Source organism: Thalassobacter sp. HA4-2 (assembly GCF_055693705.1).
Genome location: NZ_JBVFUK010000001.1, coordinates 2391901 through 2412359, shown reverse-complemented (window position 1 = coordinate 2412359; position 20459 = coordinate 2391901). Strand labels below are relative to the sequence as shown.

Annotated in this window: 26 protein-coding genes and 2 pseudogenes; 8 read left to right on the top strand and 20 right to left on the bottom strand. The window is 63.5% G+C overall.

Annotated features, from left to right (window positions below):
* Positions 1-2: 2 nt before the first annotated feature.
* Positions 3-1052 carry an ABC transporter ATP-binding protein gene (locus ACZ1G0_RS12100; RefSeq protein ID WP_472737169.1) on the top strand — a complete coding sequence of 350 codons (1050 nt, stop codon included), beginning with the start codon at positions 3-5 and terminating at the stop codon, positions 1050-1052.
* Positions 1053-1058: 6 nt separating this feature from the next.
* Here ACZ1G0_RS12100 and ACZ1G0_RS12095 read toward each other — a convergent pair whose 3' ends face one another.
* Both ACZ1G0_RS12095 and ACZ1G0_RS12090 read right to left on the bottom strand, forming a co-directional pair.
* The gene (locus ACZ1G0_RS12095) at positions 1059-2066 is read right to left on the bottom strand and encodes a patatin-like phospholipase family protein (RefSeq protein ID WP_472737804.1); all 1008 of its coding nucleotides are present in this window, start codon (positions 2064-2066) and stop codon (positions 1059-1061) included.
* A gap of 72 nt (positions 2067-2138) precedes the next feature.
* Positions 2139-2924, bottom strand: a complete 786-nt coding sequence (locus ACZ1G0_RS12090; protein ID WP_472737168.1) for a 3-hydroxybutyrate dehydrogenase — start codon at positions 2922-2924, stop codon at positions 2139-2141.
* A 270-nt stretch (positions 2925-3194) separates the two neighbouring features.
* Between ACZ1G0_RS12090 and ACZ1G0_RS12085 the strand changes: the two are divergent.
* Positions 3195-5002, top strand: a pseudogene (locus tag ACZ1G0_RS12085) (extracellular solute-binding protein).
* Between the two features lie 20 nt (positions 5003-5022).
* Here the strand turns inward: ACZ1G0_RS12085 and ACZ1G0_RS12080 are convergent.
* The 9 genes from ACZ1G0_RS12080 to ACZ1G0_RS12040 all read right to left on the bottom strand — a co-directional run bounded on the left by ACZ1G0_RS12080 (position 5023) and on the right by ACZ1G0_RS12040 (position 10821).
* On the bottom strand, positions 5023-5727 hold the full coding sequence (locus tag ACZ1G0_RS12080; protein ID WP_472737167.1) for a M48 family metalloprotease: 705 nt from the start codon (positions 5725-5727) through the stop codon (positions 5023-5025).
* 27 nt (positions 5728-5754) lie between these two features.
* On the bottom strand, positions 5755-6375 hold the full coding sequence (locus ACZ1G0_RS12075; RefSeq protein ID WP_472737166.1) for a DedA family protein: 621 nt from the start codon (positions 6373-6375) through the stop codon (positions 5755-5757).
* A complete protein-coding gene (locus ACZ1G0_RS12070) occupies positions 6333-6599 on the bottom strand; it encodes a hypothetical protein (protein ID WP_472737165.1) in 267 nt (88 codons plus the stop codon). Before ACZ1G0_RS12070 ends, ACZ1G0_RS12075 begins: the two co-directional genes overlap by 43 nt.
* Positions 6600-6712: 113 nt before the next feature.
* Positions 6713-7894: a vWA domain-containing protein gene (locus tag ACZ1G0_RS12065; RefSeq protein ID WP_472737164.1), complete on the bottom strand. Its 1182-nt coding sequence runs from the start codon at positions 7892-7894 to the stop codon at positions 6713-6715.
* Entirely contained in the window at positions 7895-8059 is a 165-nt protein-coding gene (locus ACZ1G0_RS12060) for a hypothetical protein (RefSeq protein WP_472737163.1), read from the bottom strand.
* A gap of 29 nt (positions 8060-8088) precedes the next feature.
* Positions 8089-9189 (bottom strand): DUF2927 domain-containing protein, encoded by a 1101-nt coding sequence (locus ACZ1G0_RS12055; protein ID WP_472737802.1) that lies wholly within the window; start codon positions 9187-9189, stop codon positions 8089-8091.
* Complete coding sequence (locus tag ACZ1G0_RS12050; protein WP_472737162.1) at positions 9155-9448, bottom strand: hypothetical protein; 294 nt, start codon at positions 9446-9448, stop codon at positions 9155-9157. Before ACZ1G0_RS12050 ends, ACZ1G0_RS12055 begins: the two co-directional genes overlap by 35 nt.
* On the bottom strand, positions 9448-9906 hold the full coding sequence (locus ACZ1G0_RS12045) for a GNAT family N-acetyltransferase (RefSeq protein ID WP_472737161.1): 459 nt from the start codon (positions 9904-9906) through the stop codon (positions 9448-9450). Before ACZ1G0_RS12045 ends, ACZ1G0_RS12050 begins: the two co-directional genes overlap by 1 nt.
* A 78-nt stretch (positions 9907-9984) precedes the next feature.
* Positions 9985-10821 (bottom strand): AAA family ATPase, encoded by an 837-nt coding sequence (locus tag ACZ1G0_RS12040; protein ID WP_472737160.1) that lies wholly within the window; start codon positions 10819-10821, stop codon positions 9985-9987.
* Between the two features lie 203 nt (positions 10822-11024).
* Here ACZ1G0_RS12040 and dksA point away from each other — a divergent pair, with 203 nt between their 5' ends.
* From dksA to ACZ1G0_RS12020, 4 genes are all read left to right on the top strand, one after another.
* A complete protein-coding gene (gene dksA, locus ACZ1G0_RS12035) occupies positions 11025-11447 on the top strand; it encodes an RNA polymerase-binding protein DksA (protein WP_472737159.1) in 423 nt (140 codons plus the stop codon).
* Between the two features lie 72 nt (positions 11448-11519).
* Positions 11520-12659, top strand: a complete 1140-nt coding sequence (locus ACZ1G0_RS12030; RefSeq protein ID WP_472737158.1) for an FAD-dependent monooxygenase — start codon at positions 11520-11522, stop codon at positions 12657-12659.
* Positions 12660-12741: 82 nt separating this feature from the next.
* Entirely contained in the window at positions 12742-13152 is a 411-nt protein-coding gene (locus tag ACZ1G0_RS12025) for a hypothetical protein (RefSeq protein ID WP_472737157.1), read from the top strand.
* An 86-nt stretch (positions 13153-13238) separates the two neighbouring features.
* Complete coding sequence (locus ACZ1G0_RS12020) at positions 13239-13709, top strand: Dps family protein (RefSeq protein WP_472737156.1); 471 nt, start codon at positions 13239-13241, stop codon at positions 13707-13709.
* Here ACZ1G0_RS12020 and ACZ1G0_RS12015 read toward each other — a convergent pair.
* The 5 genes and pseudogenes from ACZ1G0_RS12015 to ACZ1G0_RS11995 all read right to left on the bottom strand — a co-directional run bounded on the left by ACZ1G0_RS12015 (position 13692) and on the right by ACZ1G0_RS11995 (position 16444).
* Positions 13692-13967, bottom strand: coding sequence for a DUF1289 domain-containing protein (locus ACZ1G0_RS12015; protein ID WP_472737155.1), 276 nt, complete (start codon positions 13965-13967; stop codon positions 13692-13694). The genes ACZ1G0_RS12020 and ACZ1G0_RS12015 overlap by 18 nt on opposite strands.
* A 21-nt stretch (positions 13968-13988) precedes the next feature.
* The gene (gene hemP, locus ACZ1G0_RS12010) at positions 13989-14156 is read right to left on the bottom strand and encodes a hemin uptake protein HemP (RefSeq protein ID WP_472737154.1); all 168 of its coding nucleotides are present in this window, start codon (positions 14154-14156) and stop codon (positions 13989-13991) included.
* Between the two features lie 142 nt (positions 14157-14298).
* Positions 14299-15458, bottom strand: a pseudogene (locus tag ACZ1G0_RS12005) (M20 aminoacylase family protein).
* Between the two features lies 1 nt (position 15459).
* On the bottom strand, positions 15460-16161 hold the full coding sequence (locus ACZ1G0_RS12000) for an HAD family hydrolase (protein ID WP_472737153.1): 702 nt from the start codon (positions 16159-16161) through the stop codon (positions 15460-15462).
* 4 nt (positions 16162-16165) lie between these two features.
* A complete protein-coding gene (locus ACZ1G0_RS11995; protein WP_472737152.1) occupies positions 16166-16444 on the bottom strand; it encodes a DUF3572 domain-containing protein in 279 nt (92 codons plus the stop codon).
* 75 nt (positions 16445-16519) lie between these two features.
* Between ACZ1G0_RS11995 and ACZ1G0_RS11990 the strand changes: the two genes are divergently transcribed.
* Complete coding sequence (locus ACZ1G0_RS11990) at positions 16520-17884, top strand: diguanylate cyclase (RefSeq protein WP_472737151.1); 1365 nt, start codon at positions 16520-16522, stop codon at positions 17882-17884.
* On the opposite strand, the gene ACZ1G0_RS11985 is transcribed toward ACZ1G0_RS11990, so the two are convergent.
* The 4 genes from ACZ1G0_RS11985 to ACZ1G0_RS11970 form a co-directional block, all read right to left on the bottom strand.
* Entirely contained in the window at positions 17881-18348 is a 468-nt protein-coding gene (locus ACZ1G0_RS11985) for a periplasmic heavy metal sensor (RefSeq protein WP_472737150.1), read from the bottom strand. The two genes, ACZ1G0_RS11990 and ACZ1G0_RS11985, sit on opposite strands and share 4 nt — an antisense overlap.
* Before the next feature lie 92 nt (positions 18349-18440).
* Positions 18441-18701 carry a hypothetical protein gene (locus ACZ1G0_RS11980; protein ID WP_472737149.1) on the bottom strand — a complete coding sequence of 87 codons (261 nt, stop codon included), beginning with the start codon at positions 18699-18701 and terminating at the stop codon, positions 18441-18443.
* Positions 18694-19302, bottom strand: a complete 609-nt coding sequence (locus ACZ1G0_RS11975; RefSeq protein WP_472737148.1) for a sigma-70 family RNA polymerase sigma factor — start codon at positions 19300-19302, stop codon at positions 18694-18696. The genes ACZ1G0_RS11980 and ACZ1G0_RS11975 overlap by 8 nt, the downstream gene beginning before the upstream one ends.
* Before the next feature lie 56 nt (positions 19303-19358).
* Positions 19359-19862 carry an EF-hand domain-containing protein gene (locus ACZ1G0_RS11970; RefSeq protein WP_472737147.1) on the bottom strand — a complete coding sequence of 168 codons (504 nt, stop codon included), beginning with the start codon at positions 19860-19862 and terminating at the stop codon, positions 19359-19361.
* A 164-nt stretch (positions 19863-20026) separates the two neighbouring features.
* On the opposite strand from ACZ1G0_RS11970, the gene ACZ1G0_RS11965 reads away from it, so the two are divergent.
* Positions 20027-20422 (top strand): DUF983 domain-containing protein, encoded by a 396-nt coding sequence (locus tag ACZ1G0_RS11965; RefSeq protein ID WP_472737146.1) that lies wholly within the window; start codon positions 20027-20029, stop codon positions 20420-20422.
* Positions 20423-20459: the final 37 nt, after the last annotated feature.

Below are 20459 nucleotides of genomic sequence, written 5' to 3'. Positions count from 1 at the left end.
CCATGTCTGGCGTCACACTGCAAAAGGTCATCAAGAAATACGGTGAAACGCAGGTCATCCACGGGGTGGACCTGCAGATAAACGAGGGGGAGTTCTGCGTTTTCGTCGGCCCCTCCGGCTGCGGCAAGTCCACGCTTTTGCGCATGATCGCAGGGCTGGAAGAGACGACGGAAGGCCAGATTACCATCGGCGCGCGGGACGTGACCCACGCCGATCCGTCCAATCGCGGCGTGGCCATGGTGTTTCAGACCTACGCGCTCTACCCCCATATGACAGTCGAGGAAAACATGGGGTTCGGGTTGAAAATGAACAACCACCCCAAGGCGCAAATCCAGGCCAAGGTGGCCGAGGCGTCCCGTATTCTCAAGCTGGATCAGTATCTTAGCCGAAGGCCTGCCGCTCTGTCCGGCGGTCAGCGACAGCGCGTTGCCATCGGGCGTGCCATTGTACGCGGCCCCGAGGTGTTCTTGTTTGACGAACCTTTGTCGAACCTCGACGCCGAGCTACGGGTGGAGATGCGGGTCGAAATCGCCCGCCTGCACAACGAGATCGGCGCGACCATGATCTATGTGACCCACGATCAGGTGGAGGCGATGACCCTGGCCGACAAGATCGTCGTGCTGCGCGCGGGCCACATCGAACAGGTTGGCGCACCCATGGACTTGTACCGCGACCCCGACAACAAATTCGTGGCCGGTTTCATCGGCTCCCCCTCCATGAATTTCGCGGTAGGTGGGGCCGACAACGGCAAGGTCAACGCTCCGGGCTTTGGTGGCGAGGTGCCCACGGATGCCGTGCCCGCCGATGGCAAAGTCATTGTCGGTATCCGCCCCCAGCAGTTCAAGGTCACGGACGGCGACACCCATACCGTTGATATCACAGAGAATTTAGGCGGTGTCAGCTATGTCTACCTGAACGCCGACAGCGGGGACCGCGTCACGGTCGAGGCCCGTGGCGACGTGGTCCTGAAACCCGGTCAGCGCGTTGGTCTGACCGTTGCCGAAGGCGCCGCCATGCTGTTTGACGCCACCACCGAGGCCCGCATCCGTTAGCCCCGGCTAACCAAACATCGCGGCCAGATCGACGCTGCTTTCCTGCCCGATCTGGTCGAAATGCGCGTCCAGCCAACGATTGGCGGCGGCCCACCCCGCCTTGCGCAACTGGTGCAACACGGCGGCGTTGGGCACGATCTTGGTGGCTACGGACAGCTGTCTCATCAGGTCATCGTCAGCCACCATATGGACCAGCACGTCCTTCATGGCGTCTGGGTCGATCTGGCCGCGATGCAGCAACCGCTGCACGAATTCAATGGCCCGTAATTCGCGCAAAAGCGAGGTGTTGAAACTGATCTCGTTGATCCGGTTCTGGATATCGCGGGCGGTGCGCGGCACCTCTTCGCGGTACAGCGGGTTGATGTTCACCACCACGATGTCAGACGGTAAGTCTTTGTGAAACAGTGGGAAAAGGGCCGGGTTGCCGGTATAGCCGCCGTCCCAATAGGCCTCGCCGTCAATCTCCACGGCTTCGAACAGGGTGGGCAGGCAGGCGCTGGCAAGGATCGCATCGGGGCTGATCTCGTCGCGGGTAAAGACCTTGATCTTGCCGCTGCGCACGTTGGTGGCACAGATATGGAATTCGGGTCCGTCGGGGCAACAGATGGCGTCGAACTTCAGGTCCTCGACGATCCGGCGCAACGGATCCTGCGTGGCCCCGGCGTAGATATAGGGCGAGATCATCCGCGAGGTCGCATCGGACAGCGCAAAGGGCAGGGACGTCTCGATCGCCCGGCTGACGGCCATGGGTGAAAACGCATCCAGCCAAGGCGCAAAGGCAGGCTCCACAATCGCGCCGACCTTGCCCCAGACCCAAGCCAGGTTGGCCTTGGCATCCGCGCGCCCCCCGCGCGCCAGCCCGGCCTTCACAGCTGCCCCGTTCAGCGCCCCGGCAGAGGTCCCGGACATGGCGGCAATCTCGATCCGCTCATCCTCGAGGATGCGGTCCAGAACGCCCCAAGTGAAGGCACCGTGGGCGCCGCCCCCCTGCAGGGCCAGATTGATCCGTTTCATCTGCGCCATTCTGGGCCCCTCATTGTTCCAAAAATACCCTCGGGGGTCTGGGGGCTGGCCCCCAGTTGCCCGTCACAGCGCGGTCCAGCCGCCATCCACGTTGATCGTCGTCCCGGTGATCTGGGCCGCCGCGTCCGAGCACAGGAAGGCCGCGGTGCCGCCCATCTGCTCCACGGTGGCGAAGTCCTTGGACGGCTGGCGTTTCAGCATCACGTCTCGGATCACGTCCTCGCGGGACATGTTGTATTCCTTCATCGTGTCTGGGATCTGCGCCTCGACCAGCGGGGTCAGGACGTAGCCGGGGCAGATGGCATTGGCGGTGATCGGTTCTTCTGCCGTCTCGAGAGCCACGACCTTGGTCATGCCCACAACCCCGTGCTTGGCGGCCACATAGGCGGATTTGTAGGGCGAGGCGGTCAAGCCATGGGCCGAGGCGATGTTGATCACGCGGCCCCACCCGGCGGCCCGCATCAGGGGCAGGGCGGCGGCGGTCGTGTGAAAGGCGCTGTTCATGTTGATCGCAATGATCGCGTCCCACTTGTCCATGGGGAAGTCCTGGATCGGGGCCACGTGCTGGATGCCCGCATTGTTGATCAGGATATCGCATTTGCCGGCCTTGGTGATCAGGTCGCGGCATTCCGCGCCCTTGGACATGTCGGCCTGGATGTAGCGGGCGGTCACGCCGGTCTGTTCTGTAATCTCGGCAGCGATCGCGTGGTCTTCGTCCCGGTCCGTGAAGGAGTTCAGGACGACATCCGCCCCGGCCTTTGCCATTTCCCAAGCGATCCCCAGCCCGATACCGGAGTTCGAGCCTGTGATAACGGCGGTCTTGCCGCCAAGGTCTGTAACGATAGCCATGGTATGTTCCTTTCGCAGTTGCGGCAAAGTAGCCGCTGCGTTTGCGAAATGCACGCCCAATACGCGTGCTGACCCTACACAAAAAAAGCCCCTGCCGAAGCAGGGGCCAAGTCATTGAGGCAGGTTTCATACAGGCAAGAAACCTATCGAGCAGTGACTTCAATATAGGGGATGGGGGCCGCAGAGTCCAAGTTAAAATCTTTGCACATTTGCGTGACGCCAGTTACGCTTAAACCCAATAAACAAAGGACAACAGGGGTTTCATCACCAATGGCGCGACATCGTTTCCAACGCACGCTTGTGCAGATCATTGCCGGAATCGCCCTTTCCACTGGGCCGATTCTTGCCGATTCCAGCCATGGGGTGGCGCTTTTCGGGGAACCGGCCTTGCCTGCGGGTTTCGCGCATCTGCCCTACGCCAACCCCGACGCGCCCAAAGGGGGGCGTTTGTGGATGGTCAGGTCGGCAGTTTCGACAGTCTGAACCCCCATATCCAGAAGGGGCGCGTGCCCTGGCAGCTGCGGTTTCTTGCCTATGAGTCCCTGATGGGGCGGTCCTATGACGAACCCTTCACCCTGTATGGTCTGTTGGCGGAAACCGTCGAGATTGGCCCTGATGCCACCTGGGTGGAATACACCCTGAACCCCGCCGCCCGCTTTTCCGATGGCACACCCGTCACGGTCGAGGATGCGATGTGGTCGTTCGAAACCCTCGGCACCGAGGGCCACGCGCGCTATCGCGGGGCTTGGGCGCAAGTCACTGGGATGGAAGCGGTGGGGGAGCGTGGCGTGCGCTTCACCCTCGACAAGCCCAACCGCGAGTTGGCCATGATCCTTGGCATGCGTCCGGTGCTGAAAAAGGTCCAGTGGCAGGGGGTGGATTTCGCGCAGTCGGGTCTGGAGACGATCCCGATCTCCTCTGCCCCCTATGTGATCACCGATTTTGATCCTGGCCGCTTTGTCGAGTTGTCCCGCAACCCTGATTACTGGGGCGCGGATCTGCCGTTCCGGCGCGGCACCAACAATCTGGACACCATCCGGATGGAGTTCTTCGGGGACGCCACGGCCATGTTCGAAGCCTTCAAAGCCGGAGAGTTGTCGACGATGCGCGAGACCAACGCATCAAAGTGGGCCGAGCAATACGACTTCCCCCGTGTCCAATCCGGTGCGGTCGTGAAATCGGAAGTCGCGCACCGGCGCCCCTCTGGCATCACGGGGCTGGTCATGAACACCCGCCGCGCGCCCTTTGACGACTGGCGCGTGCGCGAGGCGCTGATCCAGGTGTTCAATTACGAGTATGTGAACAAGGTGCTGAACGGCGGGGCCTTGCCGCGCATCACCTCCTATTTCTCGAACTCGCCCCTGTCGATGCAGCCTGGCCCGGCCACGGGCAAAGTGGCGGAAATCCTGGCCCCCTATGCCGACGACCTGCTGCCCGGCACGCTGGAAGGGTACACCTTGCCCGAAACAGACGGGGAGCTTGGCAATCGGCGCGGTCTGCGCGCGGCCACCCGGTTGTTCGCAGAGGCGGGGTATAGCGTTCAGAACGGCGTGATGACGGGCCCGAACGGCCCTGTGACCTTTGAAATCCTGACCCAGAACGGATCTGCTGAAGTTTCTTCGGTCGTGGATATCTACCGCGAGGCGCTGCGCCCCTTGGGCATCGAGGTGACCCTATCCTCGGTGGACGGGGCGCAGTTCAAGGAACGCACCAATGTCTATGATTTCGACATGACGTGGTATCGCCGGGGCCTGTCCCTGTCCCCGGGCAACGAGCAGCGCCTGTATTGGGGCCAAGACGGGGTGGAAACGCCGGGTTCTCGCAACTGGATGGGGGCGGATATGCCCGCCATCGAGGGGATCGTGGACGCCATGCTGGCCGCCCCCACCCAAGCGGACTATGTGGCGGGTGTGCGGGCGCTGGACCGGGTCCTGACCGCAGGGCGCTACGTGATCCCCACATGGCACAATCCCATAAGCTGGATCGCCCACGATGCGGACCTGACCTATCCCGTGGATAACGTGGCCATCTATGGTGACTGGATCGGGTTCCAGCCCGATGTGTGGTGGCGCGAGTAAGGGCCACCGGCGCGGGGCGGTTACTGTAGGGCGGGACTTGTCCCGCCGCCCCACTTCGCCTCCAACTTCTCGATGGCGTCGATCCGTTCTGCGGTCTTGGGGTGCGACATCAGCCACGCGGGCGCGCCGTGCCCACCCATGCCGGTCAGGGTTTCCAGCTTGGTGAACAGGGACTTTTGCGGCGCGGTGCCGATCCCGGCCTTGGTCATCAGGGCGGCGGCGTAGGCGTCGGCCTCGTATTCGTCCTGCCGCGACAGACGGGCCGCCAGCATGGACGTCAGGATGTTTGCGACCCAAGGGCCAATAAACGGCACGAACCGCGCCAGCACCGTGGTCAGGATCACCCGGATCGCGTTTTGCCCGGAAAAGTCGATCATGCGGCGGCGCGAATGACCAAGGGCGACGTGCCCCAATTCGTGGGCAATGACGCTTGCCATCTCCTCCGCCGTGACCTCGCCCGCTTTGTATTTGCGAAAGAACCCGCGCGTCAGAAAGATGCGCCCGTCGGGGGCGGCGAGGCCGTTCACAGGTTCCACCTCGTAGATGTGCACTTTGATCTTCGGCAGGTCGAGGACCTTTGCCATCTGCTGCGTCAGCCCCCGCAGCTCTGCATCGGCCAGTTCGGTGGATTGCTGATCCAACATCTTGGACGTCCGCCACGCCGAAAACCGGTACATGACAAGTCCGTAAGCGATGGCAAGCAGGATGGGTGCGATTTTCAACATGGGATAGATATGGGGCGCGGGGTGGTCTTAGGGAAGGGGCTTGCCGTGATTGTCCATCGCGCGCCGTCGGGCCGCCCGCCAAAGCCACCCCCCAAGCAGGCCTGCCACCAGCAAGGCCGTCACAAGACCGCTGGCATTTCCAAGCAGGGATGCAAGGGCTGTGATGTTGTTTGCAAAGGCATAGCCCAAACCCACGTAAAGAGTGACCCATGTGACCTCGCCTGCCGCCCCCCATGCTGCAAACCGAGGCCAGGCCATCCGGGTTATCCCACTGATATAATTGACGTAAGGACCCAGTGGCGCCACCAGCCAACACGAAAAGTACACGCTGGACCCACCCCAAGCCGCCATGAAGGCAACGGCGCGGGCATGCAGTCTGGCCCGTTTGGGCGTGCCGTCCAACCAGCCCTGCAATGGCATGCTCAATCTGCGGGCGATCCAATATCCTGCGTTGTCGCCTAGAACCGCCCCGCCAAAGGCGGCCGCTGCAACGGTGGCCACATCAAGGTCTCCGGTGGCCGAAAACCCGCCCGCCGCCAACATCACCAGCGATGATGGCACGGGCATGGCAGGGCAGCTCAGGAAGGTCACGCAGAAAACGATGGTCACCCCGTACTCGGCCACCAATGACAGCAATACCGCACCCATGGGTTTGGTCGGATCTTTGCTGCGGCGGCGTCCACCCGGGACTGAAGCTGGTCTAGCGTCAGACCCGTTTCAGCGGCAATGTCCTCCAACCGGATGCGACGCGGATGATCGGGTGCCAGCAACAAGGCCTCTGCCAAGGCCGCGCGGGGCAGGTCGTAGGAATGGGCGACATACCCGGGGGTGATCCAAGGCTTCAGCGCCTGATCCTGATGGGCGGGGTCCATCCAATAGTTCGCTGCCAGTACTGTGGTTATCGCAAAGTAGCCAAGTGCGACGACTGCGCACATAAATCCAATCAGCGGTAAGCGGTGTGCGCGCCAGAGCCACGCAAACACTGTCATGTCAGCATTCGCATCCCGCGCGTGATCCCCTCCAACGTCATCGGCACCATGCGTCCCTCGAAGATCTGGTCGATCATTTGCACGGACTGGGTATAGCGCCAGTACCGTTCGTCCAGGGGGTTCAACCATAGGTTTGCGGGCCATTGGGCGCGAGCGCGGTCCAGCCAAACCTGGCCTGCCTCTTCGTTCCAGTGCTCGTTGGCACCACCGGGCACCGCCACCTCGTAAGGCGACATCGAGGCGTCGCCCACAAAGATGCATTTGTAGTCGGGGCCGTAGGTGCGCAGCACCTCCCATGTGGGGATTTTTTCGCCCCACCGGCGGCGGTTGTCGCGCCACACGCCTTCGTACAGGCAGTTGTGGAAGTAGTAGTATTCCAGATGCTTGAACTCGGCCCGCGCGGCGGAAAACAGCTCTTCGACCAGTTTGATATGGGGGTCCATGGATCCGCCCACGTCCAGAAACAGGATCACCTTCACGGCGTTGCGCCGTTCGGGCCTTGTTTTGACGTCGATATAGCCGGCCTCGGCGCTGGCGCGGATGGTGCCGTCCAGATCCAACTCTTCTGCCGCCCCGTCACGGGCCCAGTTGCGCAGACGTTTCAGGGCGACCTTGATGTTGCGGGTGCCGATTTCGACCGTATCATCGAGGTTGCGAAACTCGCGCTTGTCCCAGACCTTGACCGCGCGCTGGTGGCGGGACCTGTCTTGGCCCACGCGCACGCCTTCGGGGTTGTAGCCATAGGCCCCAAAGGGCGAGGTGCCCGCCGTGCCCATCCATTTGTTGCCCCCTTGGTGGCGGCCCTTTTGCTCCTCCAGCCGTTTGCGCAGGGTCTCCATCAGCTTGTCAAAGCCGCCCAAGGCCTCGATTTCTGCCTTTTCCTCTGCGCTCAGGTGCTTTTCGGCCAGCTTTTCCAGCCAGTCGCGCGGGATTTCCACGGCGTCCATCACATGTTCGGCGGTGATGTGTTCCAAGCCCTGAAAGGTTGCGGCAAAGGCGCGGTCGAAGCGGTCGATGTGTCGTTCGTCCTTTACCATGGCCGCGCGGGCCAGATAGTAGAACCCGTCGATGTCATAGGTCACAAGGCCCGCGCCGACCCCTTCCAAAAAGGTCAGGTATTCGCGGACAGAGACAGGGACGTGAGCCGCGCGCAACTGATCGAACAGGCGCAGGAACATTTAGATCTGGTAGTCCACAATGATCGTGGTGATCATCCCAAGGATGAACCCCATCACCGCCCAGACCGCCGCGTATTGCAGCACGTCAAAGCGTTTGCCGCCCTTGCGTTTGGCATAAAGACCGCCCGAGATCGCGCCCACGGCCATAAAGGTCAGAAAGATCATGTCGCCTCCGGTCAGGTTTCCCTACGCACTTAGACGCCGGGGCGCAGTGCTGCAACCTCTGCGAGGTGACGGCGGACGGCTTCATCCGATCCAAACCCGTAGCGCGCCCATGCGGTGCCCTCCCGGCGCAGGCGCGCGGCTTCGGCTTGGGCACCCGTGGCGGCCAGCGCCTCGGCTCGCAATAGCAGCAGGGTGGACAACAGGGCGGCGTTCTGGCCTGCGCGCGCTGCGGGGATCGCCCCTTCGGTCAGGGACAGGGTGACGTTGGGCTGGCCGGAGGACAGGGCAAAGGCGGCGGGTTGCACGGCGGTGTGGGCCAGATGCACCTCCGCCCCGTAGGCGGCACGGAACACGAACGCCGCGTCCAGCAGGGCGGTCAGGGCGGCCTCCCCCTGGCTGCCGATGGTGGCGCGCCCGAGGGCCAGCAGGGAATAGCCAAGGCGCGCATCGGCCCAACCTTCGCTGCGGGCCAGGTTCACAGCGCGCCGCGCGGCCATGATCCGCGCCGCCGCAGAGCCGGAGGGCCGCACGGCGCGTTCAATGGCTTGGCTCCACGCCCGGGTGGACCGGGGCACGGGGGCCATGCCGGGGCCGCGCCCGCCCGGGTTGATCCGGGCAAAGATCGCGGGCAGGGCGTCGGCCACCTGTTGCGGGGCCATGCCGGACCGCAACTCTGGCGCATAGGTCGCGCGCAGCATCACCATGTCGTAGCCCGTCAGAACCGTTTGCAGGTTGTCATCGTTGAACACGGAATGGCCGAGGCGATACAGATCATTCAGCGGCCCGAGGGCTTGGGCGATTTCCTCGTGCAGGCAGTCGCGGATTTCCTGCGGGCTGACGTCAGAGGGTAGAAAGATCGCTGCCCGGGTGCGGGTTTCCAGCAGTTGCCAGTCAATCACCCGGGTGCGCCGGTTCGCCAGATACCCCTGCCAGCTGGACACGTTGGGCACGACAAAGCACGCGGCCTGTGGCACCGCCCGTTGCAACGTCTCGCGTGGGATGGCCTGTACTGCGATCGAGGGACGCTCGGACCCGGTTGTGCGCGTCAGGGACAGGCCCGCCTCGCGTCGCAAACGGGTCAACAGGTCGGTCAGGTCACGCTCCAGCGTAGGGGGCGTCGCCGACCACACCAATCGTGATTGGCCCCTCGAACCGGGTGAAGGTGGACAGGCCCCGACCGGATTCCAGTCCAAAGCTCAGCTCGATGAAATCGCGGGTCAGTTGGGCGTTGTCGGGCAGGGGCACGTGGCGGGGCTGCGTGCCGTCGAACCGGTTCATGGCGGGCAAGGGCGGCAGGGCCGCCTGCACCGCTCGGTCCGGCGGGGCGGTGGTGCCCATGGGCGTGCAAGAGGCAAGGACCGTGACCGCCACGGCCAGTGCGCGCCACATCACGCCGCCCGCGCGTATTTGATGAAGGGGGTCAGGGTTGCAATCCGGTCATACAGTTTGCGCGCCCTGTGGTTGTGGTCTTGCGTCATCCAGTAGACGTCTGCCACGCCATCGGTGTCCGCTTGGGCATAGACCGCCTCGATCAAGGCGCGGCCCACGCCGGTGCCCCGGGTGTCCGGCGCGGCATAAAGGTCTTGCAGATAACAGACCGGGGCCTGTTTCCACATATGGGGGTGGTACACGAAATGCACCAAACCGACCGGCGTGCCGCCCAGACAGGCCAGACGCCCCCGAAAGGTTGCCGGATCATTGTCCAACAGTCGCGCGAAGGACGTGTCGTAGACCGCCTGTGGCAGTTCCGTGTCATAGAACGCCAGATAGGCGCGCCAAAGGGCGGCCCACGCGGGTTTGTCCGCGGCCACGATGGGCCGAATGGTGATATCTGATACTGCCTGCACGCCTGCCTCGACGTTTGTTGTTTAAGGCAGGCTAGGGCGACAATGTGGCGGAAATTGGGCCGATTGTTTCTTTCTGCGTCAGCCGCGCCGGGCCATGAAGGCCAGCCGTTCAAACAGGGCCACGTCCTGTTCGTTCTTCAACAGCGCCCCGTGCAGCTTGGGCAGGGCGGACGCGGGGTCTTTTTTCAGATCCTCCGGCTCCAGATCCTCGGCCAGCAGCAGTTTCAGCCAGTCCAGCACCTCGGACGTGGAGGGCTTCTTTTTCAAACCCTGCTGTTCGCGGATCTCGTAGAACTGGGTCAGGGCGGTGGTCAGAAGGCGGTCCTTGATGCCGGGATGGTGCACCTCGACGATCTTGCGCATGGTGTCTGGGTCGGGAAAACGGATGTAGTGAAAGAAACACCGGCGCAGGAAGGCGTCGGGCAGCTCTTTTTCGTTGTTCGACGTGATGATCACGATGGGCCGCTTGTCCGCGCGGATCGTTTCGCCGGTCTCGTAGACAAAGAACTCCATCCGGTCGAGTTCCTGCAACAGGTCGTTCGGAAACTCGATGTCGGCCTTGTCGATCTCGTCGATCAGAAGGACCACGCGATCCTCGGCCTCGAACGCCTCCCACAGTTTGCCCTTCTTGATATAGTTGCGCACGTCGTGCACCCGTTCCTCGCCCAACTGGCTGTCGCGCAGGCGGCTGACGGCATCGTATTCGTAAAGGCCCTGTTGCGCCCGGGTGGTGGATTTGATGTTCCATTCCAACATGCGCGCGCCCAAGGCGCTGGCCACTTGCCGGGCCAGTTCGGTCTTGCCTGTGCCCGGTTCCCCCTTGACCAGCAAGGGGCGTTGCAAGGTGATGGCCGCATTGACCGCAACGGTCAGGTCATCGGTGGCCACATATGAGTCGGTGCCTGTGAAATGCATGGTGGTTCCCTGCCCAAGATTTGTTCGCTTTCTCAACTATGACGGGTTTTTTACCGGGTCCACACCCTAAAATTCATTCCCTTCCCCCGATGCCGGTAGTAAGGAGTTGGCACCAGCCATGCAGTGATGTAACCGGACCGCGGGGTGAGCCGATGACTTTTGAAACTGTTGAAAAGCCTACCGGCTCCGAAGAGGGAGCGACCATGAAAGCTGAAACATTCCTACCACAGGATTACCGTCCTGCTGAAGATGAACCGTTCATGAACGAACGTCAGACCGAGTATTTCCGCCGCAAGTTGATTGCGTGGAAACAGGACCTGATGGACGAAAGTGCAAACACACTCGAAGGACTGCAAGACACCGCGCGCAGCATTCCGGATGTGGCCGACCGCGCGTCCGAGGAAACGGACCGTGCGCTGGAACTGCGCACTCGGGATCGTCAGCGCAAGCTGATCTCCAAGATTGATCAAGCCCTGCGCCGGATCGACGAAGGGGAGTTCGGGTATTGCGAAGTCACCGGCGAGCCGATCAGCCTGAAACGGCTGGATGCGCGCCCCATCGCGACCATGAGCCTTGAGGCGCAGGAACGTCACGAGCGCCGCGAGAAAGTGCACCGCGACGACTGATCGCGGGACCAGTGCTGAAATTCAGACCGCGCACGGCTTGGCCGCGCGCGGTTTTTTGTTGAAGGTGACGCTATGTTGATTGGGCAAGAGATCACGGTTCTGGGCGCAGGGATCGGCGGGTTGGCCGTGGCCACCGCGCTGGCGCAACGGGGCGCACAGGTGCGGGTGTTGGAACAGGCCGAGGCGATCACCGAGGTGGGCGCGGGCATTCAGGTCAGTCCCAATGGAACCCGCGTGCTACAGGCGCTTGGCATCGGTCCGGTGGGCGATCCCAGCCGCGGGGTGCACCTGCGCGACGGGCTGTCGGGTCAGACGCTGTTGCGCATGGCTTTGGGCGAGGGGTTCCAACTGGTCCACCGGGCCGACATGATCAACGCTCTGGAGCGTGCGGCACGCGGGGCCGGGGTGGATATCCAACTGGGCCAAGAGGTGCGCGCCGTGGATGCGGATAACGGGGCGCGCGTGCATTACGCGGACGGACGGGTTGAAGGCGTTGATCTGTTGATCGGGGCGGACGGGCTGCATGCGCCCACGCGTACGGCGGTGCTGGGCGATACGGACCCGTTCTTTACGGGCCAAGTCGCGTGGCGTGCTCTTGTGCCCGGCACGCACCACCCGGCCGAGGCGCAGGTGCACACAGGACCGGGGTGCCACCTCGTGACCTACCCGTTGCGCGGGGGCACGCTGACCAATATCGTCGCCGTCGAAGAGCGGGATGCATGGGCCGCCGAAGGTTGGGCGCATAAAGACGACCCCGACAATCTGCGCGCGGCCTTTTCTGGCTTTGCGCCCGAGGTCGAGGATCTGCTGGCGCACGTGGACCAAGTCCACGTCTGGGGCCTGTTCCGCCACGCCATTGCGCCCCAGTGGTCCCGCGGCAATGTCGTTCTGCTGGGCGATGCGGCCCACCCGACCTTGCCGTTTCTGGCCCAAGGCGCTGTGCAAGCGCTCGAAGATGCGTGGGTTCTGGCAGACATGTTGGCCACCCACGACCGGGCCGAAGCATTGGCCCGCTACCAAGCCACGCGCCTGCCAAGGGTCACCCGTGCCATCGAGGCGGCCAACGGGAATGCCAAGAACTATCACCTGCGCGGCCCGACCCGATATGTCGCCCACAAGGCCCTGCGCCTGATCAACCGCGTCGCCCCACAGCGGATGCTGGGCCAGTACGCGTGGCTTTATGACCACGATGTGACGTCCGCCACCGAGTAGGAAAGTATGCCGCAGCCGTTTTCCTTTGCACCCTTCGCATTGCTGAGTATATTTGTCGGGTAATCTCAAAGGCGAATCCGAAATGGTTGCCCAACTGACCGCGCTTGCACCTGTTCGCGATCCCTCACGCCGGGTTGATGCGTCCACTATGGCGTTGATCAACCGGCTGCGCTTCCATGCGTCCTTTTGCAGGGCCTCTGCCTATCTGGACCTCTATGCCGCGTGTCAGGCCATTGACCCCAACGCGTCGGAGCAAGTGGCCGCCACGACCCTGTTGCGGGTTCTGCCACAGGCCCTGGACCGTGTTCCGCAATGGCACAGACCCGCAGAACCGACGCTGACCTTTGATGAACGTTGGCTGGCGCAGGTGATCGAGACGCGCCGGGATGGGGACGACGACAGTTTTATGTTTCTGACGATGCGGCGGATCGCACCGGCCAAACGGCGCCTTTTTGGCATGTTGGTGACCAATTTGGCCCGTAATCTGGACTAGACAGTTGGCCTGCGCCGCGTCCCTGCTATGTATTGCCCTAGCCAGCGACCATGCGAGCCAGAAATTCAAGACCCCCGGAGGGACCCATGAGCCAAACCGCACAAAGCCTGTCGCAAGACGCCCAAACCGAAATCTGCGCCGCCCTGAACCAATGCGTCGCAGAAACCGTTGTCACAACCATGTTGGCACAAAACTTTCACTGGAACGTGACCGGCATGGCCTTTGGCCCCCTGCACGCCCTGTTCCAAGAGATCTACGAAGATCACTTCACAGCCCAAGATGATCTTGCCGAGCGTGTCAAAGCCCTTGGCGGACATGCCAACGGCAAACTGGCCGATATGGTCGCCGCCTCCAAGGTGTCAGAGCATGACGGACACGCCGACGACAAGACCATGATCGCCACCCTTGCCGAGGCGCAGCGCACGGTTGCCGCCACGCTGGCCGGGGCCGGTGCCATTGCCGAGAAACACGGTGATCTGCTGACCCAAGACCTGTGCATCGCGCGCGGCCAGACCCACGAAAAGTTTGCTTGGTTGGTGTCAGCCCACCTCGGCTGACAGCACCCCTGCGACGGACGACGGCAACGCTGCGCCTTTCTTGGCGCAGCGTTTTTCGTACATCTTTGGCCATGCCGGGAATTTACCCATTTGCATCTGTTGCGCCACCAGCATGTCCACGAAGGCCACGCGGTGGCTGTCTTTCTTTAGCCCCTTGAACAGCGACTTCTGCGCCTTGGTCATGGAACAGGCAATGCAATGGCTCGCACGCTTGTACTTGCAGACATCTACGCAGGGACTGGGCAGTTTCTTGGGCATCGGTCGCTCCGATCAAAGGGGTTACTTTGTCAGGATCAGTTTGCCCGCACGGGTGATCCGCAGGGTGTAGCAGTTTTGATCAAGGGTAATTAGCGCAGTGTCGCCCCCTTGCGTCAGCTCGCGCGCGTCATGGGATGGCACCGCCCGTGGGTCGCCCGCCGCCGCGTCTGTCCGGTCAGTGCAGGACATGGCGGCGTTTCATGGGCAAAGGGGGCGTGCAACTGTGCATGATCCGGTCTTTCAGTCATCATTCTGGATCCAATCCTGACTAAAAGACGCGGATATGTCAACCCGACTAAAAAAGTCGGCTTTGTGCTGTCGCGCGGACGAACTAGATCGCCATCCGCCGTTCCGCCACTTCGACAAACCATGAACAGCCTGCCGGGATGATCTCGTCGTTGAAGTTGTATTCGGGGTGATGGACCGGGGCTGTGTCGCCGTTGCCCACAAGGATGTAGGCGCCCGGGCGTTCCTCCAGCATGTAGGCGAAATCCTCGCCGCCCATGACCAAGGGCGCGTCATCGCACTGCCCAGTGATCCCGCGGGCAACCTCGGCGGCAAAATCCGTTTCGGCGGCGTGGTTGACCATGGGGGGATAACCCTTGTGGAACTGGATCTCCGCCGTGCCCCCGGCGGCCATGGCGATTCCTTGGGCAATCTCGTGCAGGCGGCGTTCGGCCATGGCGCGCACGTCCTTTTCCAACGTGCGGATGGTGCCCTTTATGTGCACCGATTGCGGAATGACGTTGTAGGCGGTCGAGGCGCTTTGCACGCTGGTCACCGACACCACGCATTGTTTCACCGGGTCGGTGTTGCGCGCGGCGATGGATTGCAGGGCCGTCACCACTTGGGCCGCCATGACCACGGGATCAATCGTCTCGTGGGGTTTGGCGGCATGGCCCCCTTGCCCTGCAAGGTGATGTCGAACTGGTCCGTGGCCGCAAAGAATGGGCCGGGACGAATGGCGAATTTGCCCGCCTCTTGGCCCGGCCAGTTGTGCATGCCGTAAACCTCGTCCACGCCGAAACGGTCCATCAGGCCGTCCTCGCACATCTCGCGCCCGCCGCCGCCGCCTTCTTCGGCCGGTTGAAAGATCACCACGACCGTGCCGTCGAAATTGCGCGTCTCGGCCAGATACTTGGCCGCGCCCAGCAGCATCGAGGTGTGGCCGTCATGCCCGCAGGCGTGCATCGCCCCGGGCGTGGTGCTGGCATAGTCCAGCCCAGTCGCCTCCTCGATCGGCAGGGCGTCCATGTCCGCGCGCAGGCCCACAGCGCGGCCCGTGGTGTTGGCGCGGCCCTTGATCACCCCGACCACGCCCGTGCGGCCCAGCCCCGTGACCACCTCGTCACAGCCAAAGGCGCGCAGTTTGTCCGCCACAAGGGCGGAGGTGCGGTGGGTCTCGAACAGGATTTCGGGGTGGGCGTGTATGTCACGACGCCACCGGGTGATTTCGTCTGCCATTTCGGCCAGGCGGTTCTTTACGGGCATGTCATCTCTCCTGTGCGTGGGTGGCGAGCCATGCGGGCAGCTCTCCGATGTCTTGTAGCACGACCGTGGCGTGGGGTGTCAGGTCCATGCGGTCGGCCACCCCGGTCAGCACCCCCACCGTGGTAAAGCCTGCGTTTTCGCCTGCCAGCAGGTCATGCATGCTATCGCCCACCATGATGCACTGGGCCGGCGCTAATCCGTGCTGTTCGGCAAAGGCAGTACACATGCCGGGGTCGGGTTTCGCGCCGTGGCCGCTGTCGTAACCTGCGATGAAGTCGAACAGGTCCGTGATCCCTTCGCGCGCCAAATGGGCCCGGGCCGGGGCCTCGCCGTCATTCGTGGCCACGCCCAAGACGTAGCCGCGCGCGCGCAGGCCGCCCAGCAGGGGGCGCAGGGGCAGGGGCGGCAGCATTTCCGCATCCGCCGCCCGGTCGCGCAGCCACGGGGTGAGGACGTCGATCTTGCCTGCTCCGGCCCCTGACAGGGCCTGTGCGATGCCCGACAAGGTGCCCGCGATGGCGACGCTCTCGGGGGCAAATGTGCGCGTTTGCATGTCAAAATCCACCGCAGCCGCAAAGCGGTCCGCCCGCGCGGCGTCCCCTTCTGCAAGATCCATGAACATACGGTGCGCCCAAATCCCCCACGATCCTTGAAAGTCGAACAAGGTGCCGTCCTTGTCGAACAGAATGCCTTTGAATGTCATGGTGTTATGTCCAATGAGGCAGGTCGCCACCGGGCAGATAGGCGCGGGCCCGCATCGGCGTGTCATAGGTCAGGCCATGGGTGTCGCAGAACCCTCTGACCCAGGCATCGTCCATCACCAAAAAGTCCAAAACCGCCCCCAGAAACCCCGGATCGCCAGCCTGCGCACGGATGTCGCCCAGATCGACGCCGGACGCGCCGGCAAAGACCTCGATCAATCCTTCTTCCCCGACGATCCAAGTCAGGGCGTCGGCTGCAATTTGCTCTGCTGTCTGGCGTTTCAACGTTTTGGAAACCCTTTGTTAACGTTTCCGTAAGAAACAGTATCAACACAGTTGGGTAAAGGTATAACTGAGGTCATGACAGCGCGTATTCTCATTGTTGATGATCTTGCGACCAATCGGATCGTTTTGAAGGTGAAGCTGGAAGCCGCCCAGTACGAGACGCTTTTGGCGGACAGCGGGGCGCAGGCCCTCGAGATCGCCCGGCGGGAACGCCCGGATTTGATCCTCATGGACGTTCTCATGCCCGGGTTGGACGGGTTCGAGGTGGCGCGACAGCTGAAATCCGCGCCCGCCACCATGCACAGCAAGATCGTTTTGATCACCGCCTCTGACGATATCGAAAGCCGGGTCGAGGGGCTGGAGGCGGGCGCGGATGATTTCCTGTCCCGCCCCGTGGATGAATTGGCCCTGCTGGCCCGGGTCCGCAGCCTTCTGCGCCTGCGCGATCAGGAACGTGAGTTGACCCTGCGCGAGGCCACCTTTGCCGAGATGGGATTTGCCGAGGCACAGTCGACCTTCAACGCGGCGTCCCATGTGATGGTCTTGGGACGCTCTGACACCGAGACGGAGCAGTGGTTGCAGCGGCTTCAGGCCCGCTCCACCATGCAGTTCAAACCTGCCACGCCCTCGGATGCGTTGCGTGTTGCGCAATCAGACGATGTGCCGGACCTGTTTGTCGTGGCTGTGGATGCAGGGGGGCGCAATGGCGGTCTGCGCCTGATGTCGGACCTGCGGTCGCGCGCGGCCACCCGGCACAGCGCCTGCATTGTGGTCCTGCCCCAAGGGGACAGTGAACGGGCGGCCACGGCCCTTGACCTCGGGGCGAGCGATATCAGCTATGACCCCTTTCTGGCCGAGGAGCTGACGGTGCGGATCCGGACACAGCTGGCGCGCAAACAGCGTTCGGATCAGCTGCGCCTGAAACTGGACGACGGCTTGCGGCTGGCGGTGATTGACCCGCTGACGGGCCTGTATAACCGCCGCTACGGGATGCGCCACCTGGACCGGGTGGCAGAGCGGTGCGCCCAGCAGGGCATCACCTCGGCGGTGCTGTTGATCGACATTGATCACTTCAAGGCCGTGAACGACGCCCATGGCCACCCCATGGGGGACCGGTTCCTGATTGCCGTGGCGCAACGCCTGCGCGACAGCCTGCGGGGTGAAGACACTGTGACCCGCATCGGCGGCGAAGAGTTCATGGCCATCCTGCCCGACATCCGCGCCGACGAGGCACAGCATGTGGCCGAACGCCTGCGGGCAGAGGTGGCGGACATGGTGCTGGAAACCTCCACCGGGGAAAGCATCCAGATCACCCTGTCCATCGGTGTCGGCTTGATGACCCCCGACGACTACGACCCGGAGGCGACCTTGGAAATCGTAGACAAGGCGCTCTATTCCGCCAAGGCATGTGGGCGCAACACGGTGATTGTCGCCGCCTAGCGCCGGGGGCGACGCTGCATCTGGGCTTCCAACCGATCGGCGAAGGCGGTCCGCTCCGCGTCCGACATATCGGCAATCACCTGCAACAAAGCCGTGCGCCCGCTGGCGGCGAAAGACTGTCCAACGGTCCTTTGTGCCTCCAACGCGGCGGCCAGCACCGCGGGGTCAAACGGCTCTGCCCGCAAAGCCAGCAAAACCTGTTGCCCCGCCGCTTGCATCTGGGCTCGGCGGTCGCGGGGATCTCCCGCGCGGCGCAGGGCTTGGCCAAGGGCGCGCCGGTCCTGCGGTTCCAGCGCCCGGGCCAAGGCACCCCCGCGCATGTCCGGCCCACCGGCGCGCCCCTCCGGCCCGCCCACGCGGGCCCCGACCATGGCACCGGCGATCAACAGGTTGCACGCCAGCGACAGGACCAGCAAAATCTTCATCCAGCGCGGGGCGCGGCGGGGGATTTGGGGGTCAGCCATGGCTTAGATATCCTCGTATAGGCCGGCGTAATCCGGGAAGTAGTCTGTCAGGTCCGTCGTATCGTCATAGGGTGTGGCGAGGGGCAGGGCGCTCAGATCCACGGGCTGCGCCACGCCGATCCACACACCGGCCAGCGCCGCTGTGGACAGCCCCGCAAGGGCGGGCCAGCCCCCAATTCGGCAAGGAAGCTGCGCCAACCTTTGGCACTGGAATTGGGACGCAGCGCCTGCACTGGGCGCGGCACTTCGCGGTCCGCATCGGCCAGAAGACGCGCGTGCAAATCCCCCGGCAGGGGCTGATCCGTGTCGGCGCGCGCGGCGGCGAACAGATCGTCCAATGGGTCTCTAGCCATGGCTCAACTCCTTGTGTTGCGGGGCCAGGATCGCGGTCAGGGCGCGTTTGCCCCGGGCGGTCAGGCTTTCGGTGGCCTCGACGCTGATGTCCAGCGCGTCGGCGATTTCGGGGTTGGACCACCCCTCGATGTGGCGCAGCACCACCGCTTGGCGTTGCCGGTCCGGCAGTTGGGCCAAGGCCGCGTCCAGCGCGGACAGGCGCGCGGCGCTGTGCAGCTGCGCCTCTGCGCTTGGGGCGGGGTCCACGGGTTCGGCCACATCGTCGATGCCCGGGTCACTGCCAGACAGGGGCTTGCGCCGCAAACGGTCGATACACAGGCGTCCCGCGACCTTCAGCAGCCAAGTGCCCGGTTGCGCCGCACCGCCCGCGTCCCACTTGGGCGCGTGCCGCCACAGGCGCAGCATCGCCTCTTGGGTGATGTCCTCCGCCTCGGCCCGGTCGCCAGACAGCATGCGCGTGGCAAAGGCCAGACAGCGCGGAGCCAGCCGTTCGGTCAGCACAGCCGCCGCCTGCACATCGCCCCCGGCATACACCAGCAGCAGAGCATCATCGCTCAGGTGTTCAAGGTCTGACATCGGGTGCGCGGGGTCCATGGTCATGCGTAGCGGTTTGAGGCGGGTGGGCCAACCCGGTGACGGATTGGCCCGGTTTGGTCCTAGTCGCGGCGCGGGCCTGTGCCGCCCTTTCGGGGGCCGGGGGCGTCAGCAAACTCTTCGGCCGAGATGCTGCCGTCCTTGTCGGCGTCCATCCGGTCGAACATGCGGTCCGCGCGGTCTTTGCCCCGATTGCCACCACGGCCCTGGCCGCGTGCCTCGATCTCTGCCTGACTGATCGCGCCGTCCCCATCGGTGTCGAGGCGTTCCATCATCCGCTCCGCCCGTTTGGCGACCCGTTCGGCCCCGGCGGCTTGCAGTTCCTCCAACGACAGGGTGCCGTTGCCGTCCGTGTCCATGGTGGCAAAGCGGACCGCCGCGCGGGCTTCCAGCTCGGCCTTTGTGATGGCCCCGTCGCCGTTGGTGTCCAGCATCTCGAAGGTGGGGCGTTCATGGCCGCCGCGTCCCTCGCGGGCTTCGGCCCCTGCGGTCAGCAGCATGGCCCCACCGGTGAGGACAATGGCGGTCACGGTCAGGGCGCGGGTCAGGTTCAATTTGGTGGTCATTTTGACATCTCCTTAGTGGGTTGATGCCCCTTTCACGGGCGGTGCGAAAACTTCCGTCGCAAAAAGTTCACAAAAGTTGCGACACCCCGCCGCGCGTCGGTTCTGTCACATGGTTGGGGCGGGGACCGTCGCCCTATGGTGTTTTTCGCGAATGGGTGAAGAACATGACAACAGATACACACGATCAATTGCCGGACCGGCCGTCGAAACCAGCGATGCTGCGCGGCTGGCGCTGTCGTTGTCCCAGCTGCGGCGCCGGAGAGTTGTTTGACGGCTATCTCAAGATCACGACCCAGTGCCCCGTCTGTGACGAGCCGCTGCACCACCACCGCGCCGACGATGGCCCGGCCTATCTGACGATCCTGATCGTGGGCCACATTGTCGGGCCGGCGATGCTGTGGGGCTATACGGAGTTTTTGCCGGATCCGATGATCCTTGTCACGGTCTCCCTGATCGCAACGGTGGCCATGTCCCTGTATCTGCTGCCGCGCCTCAAGGGGGTCATCGTGGGCATCCAATGGGCCAATAGGATGCACGGGTTTGGGCGGACTCGTGCGTGAATCGACACGAGTCGCGGTGAAGGACGCCGCCACCGTC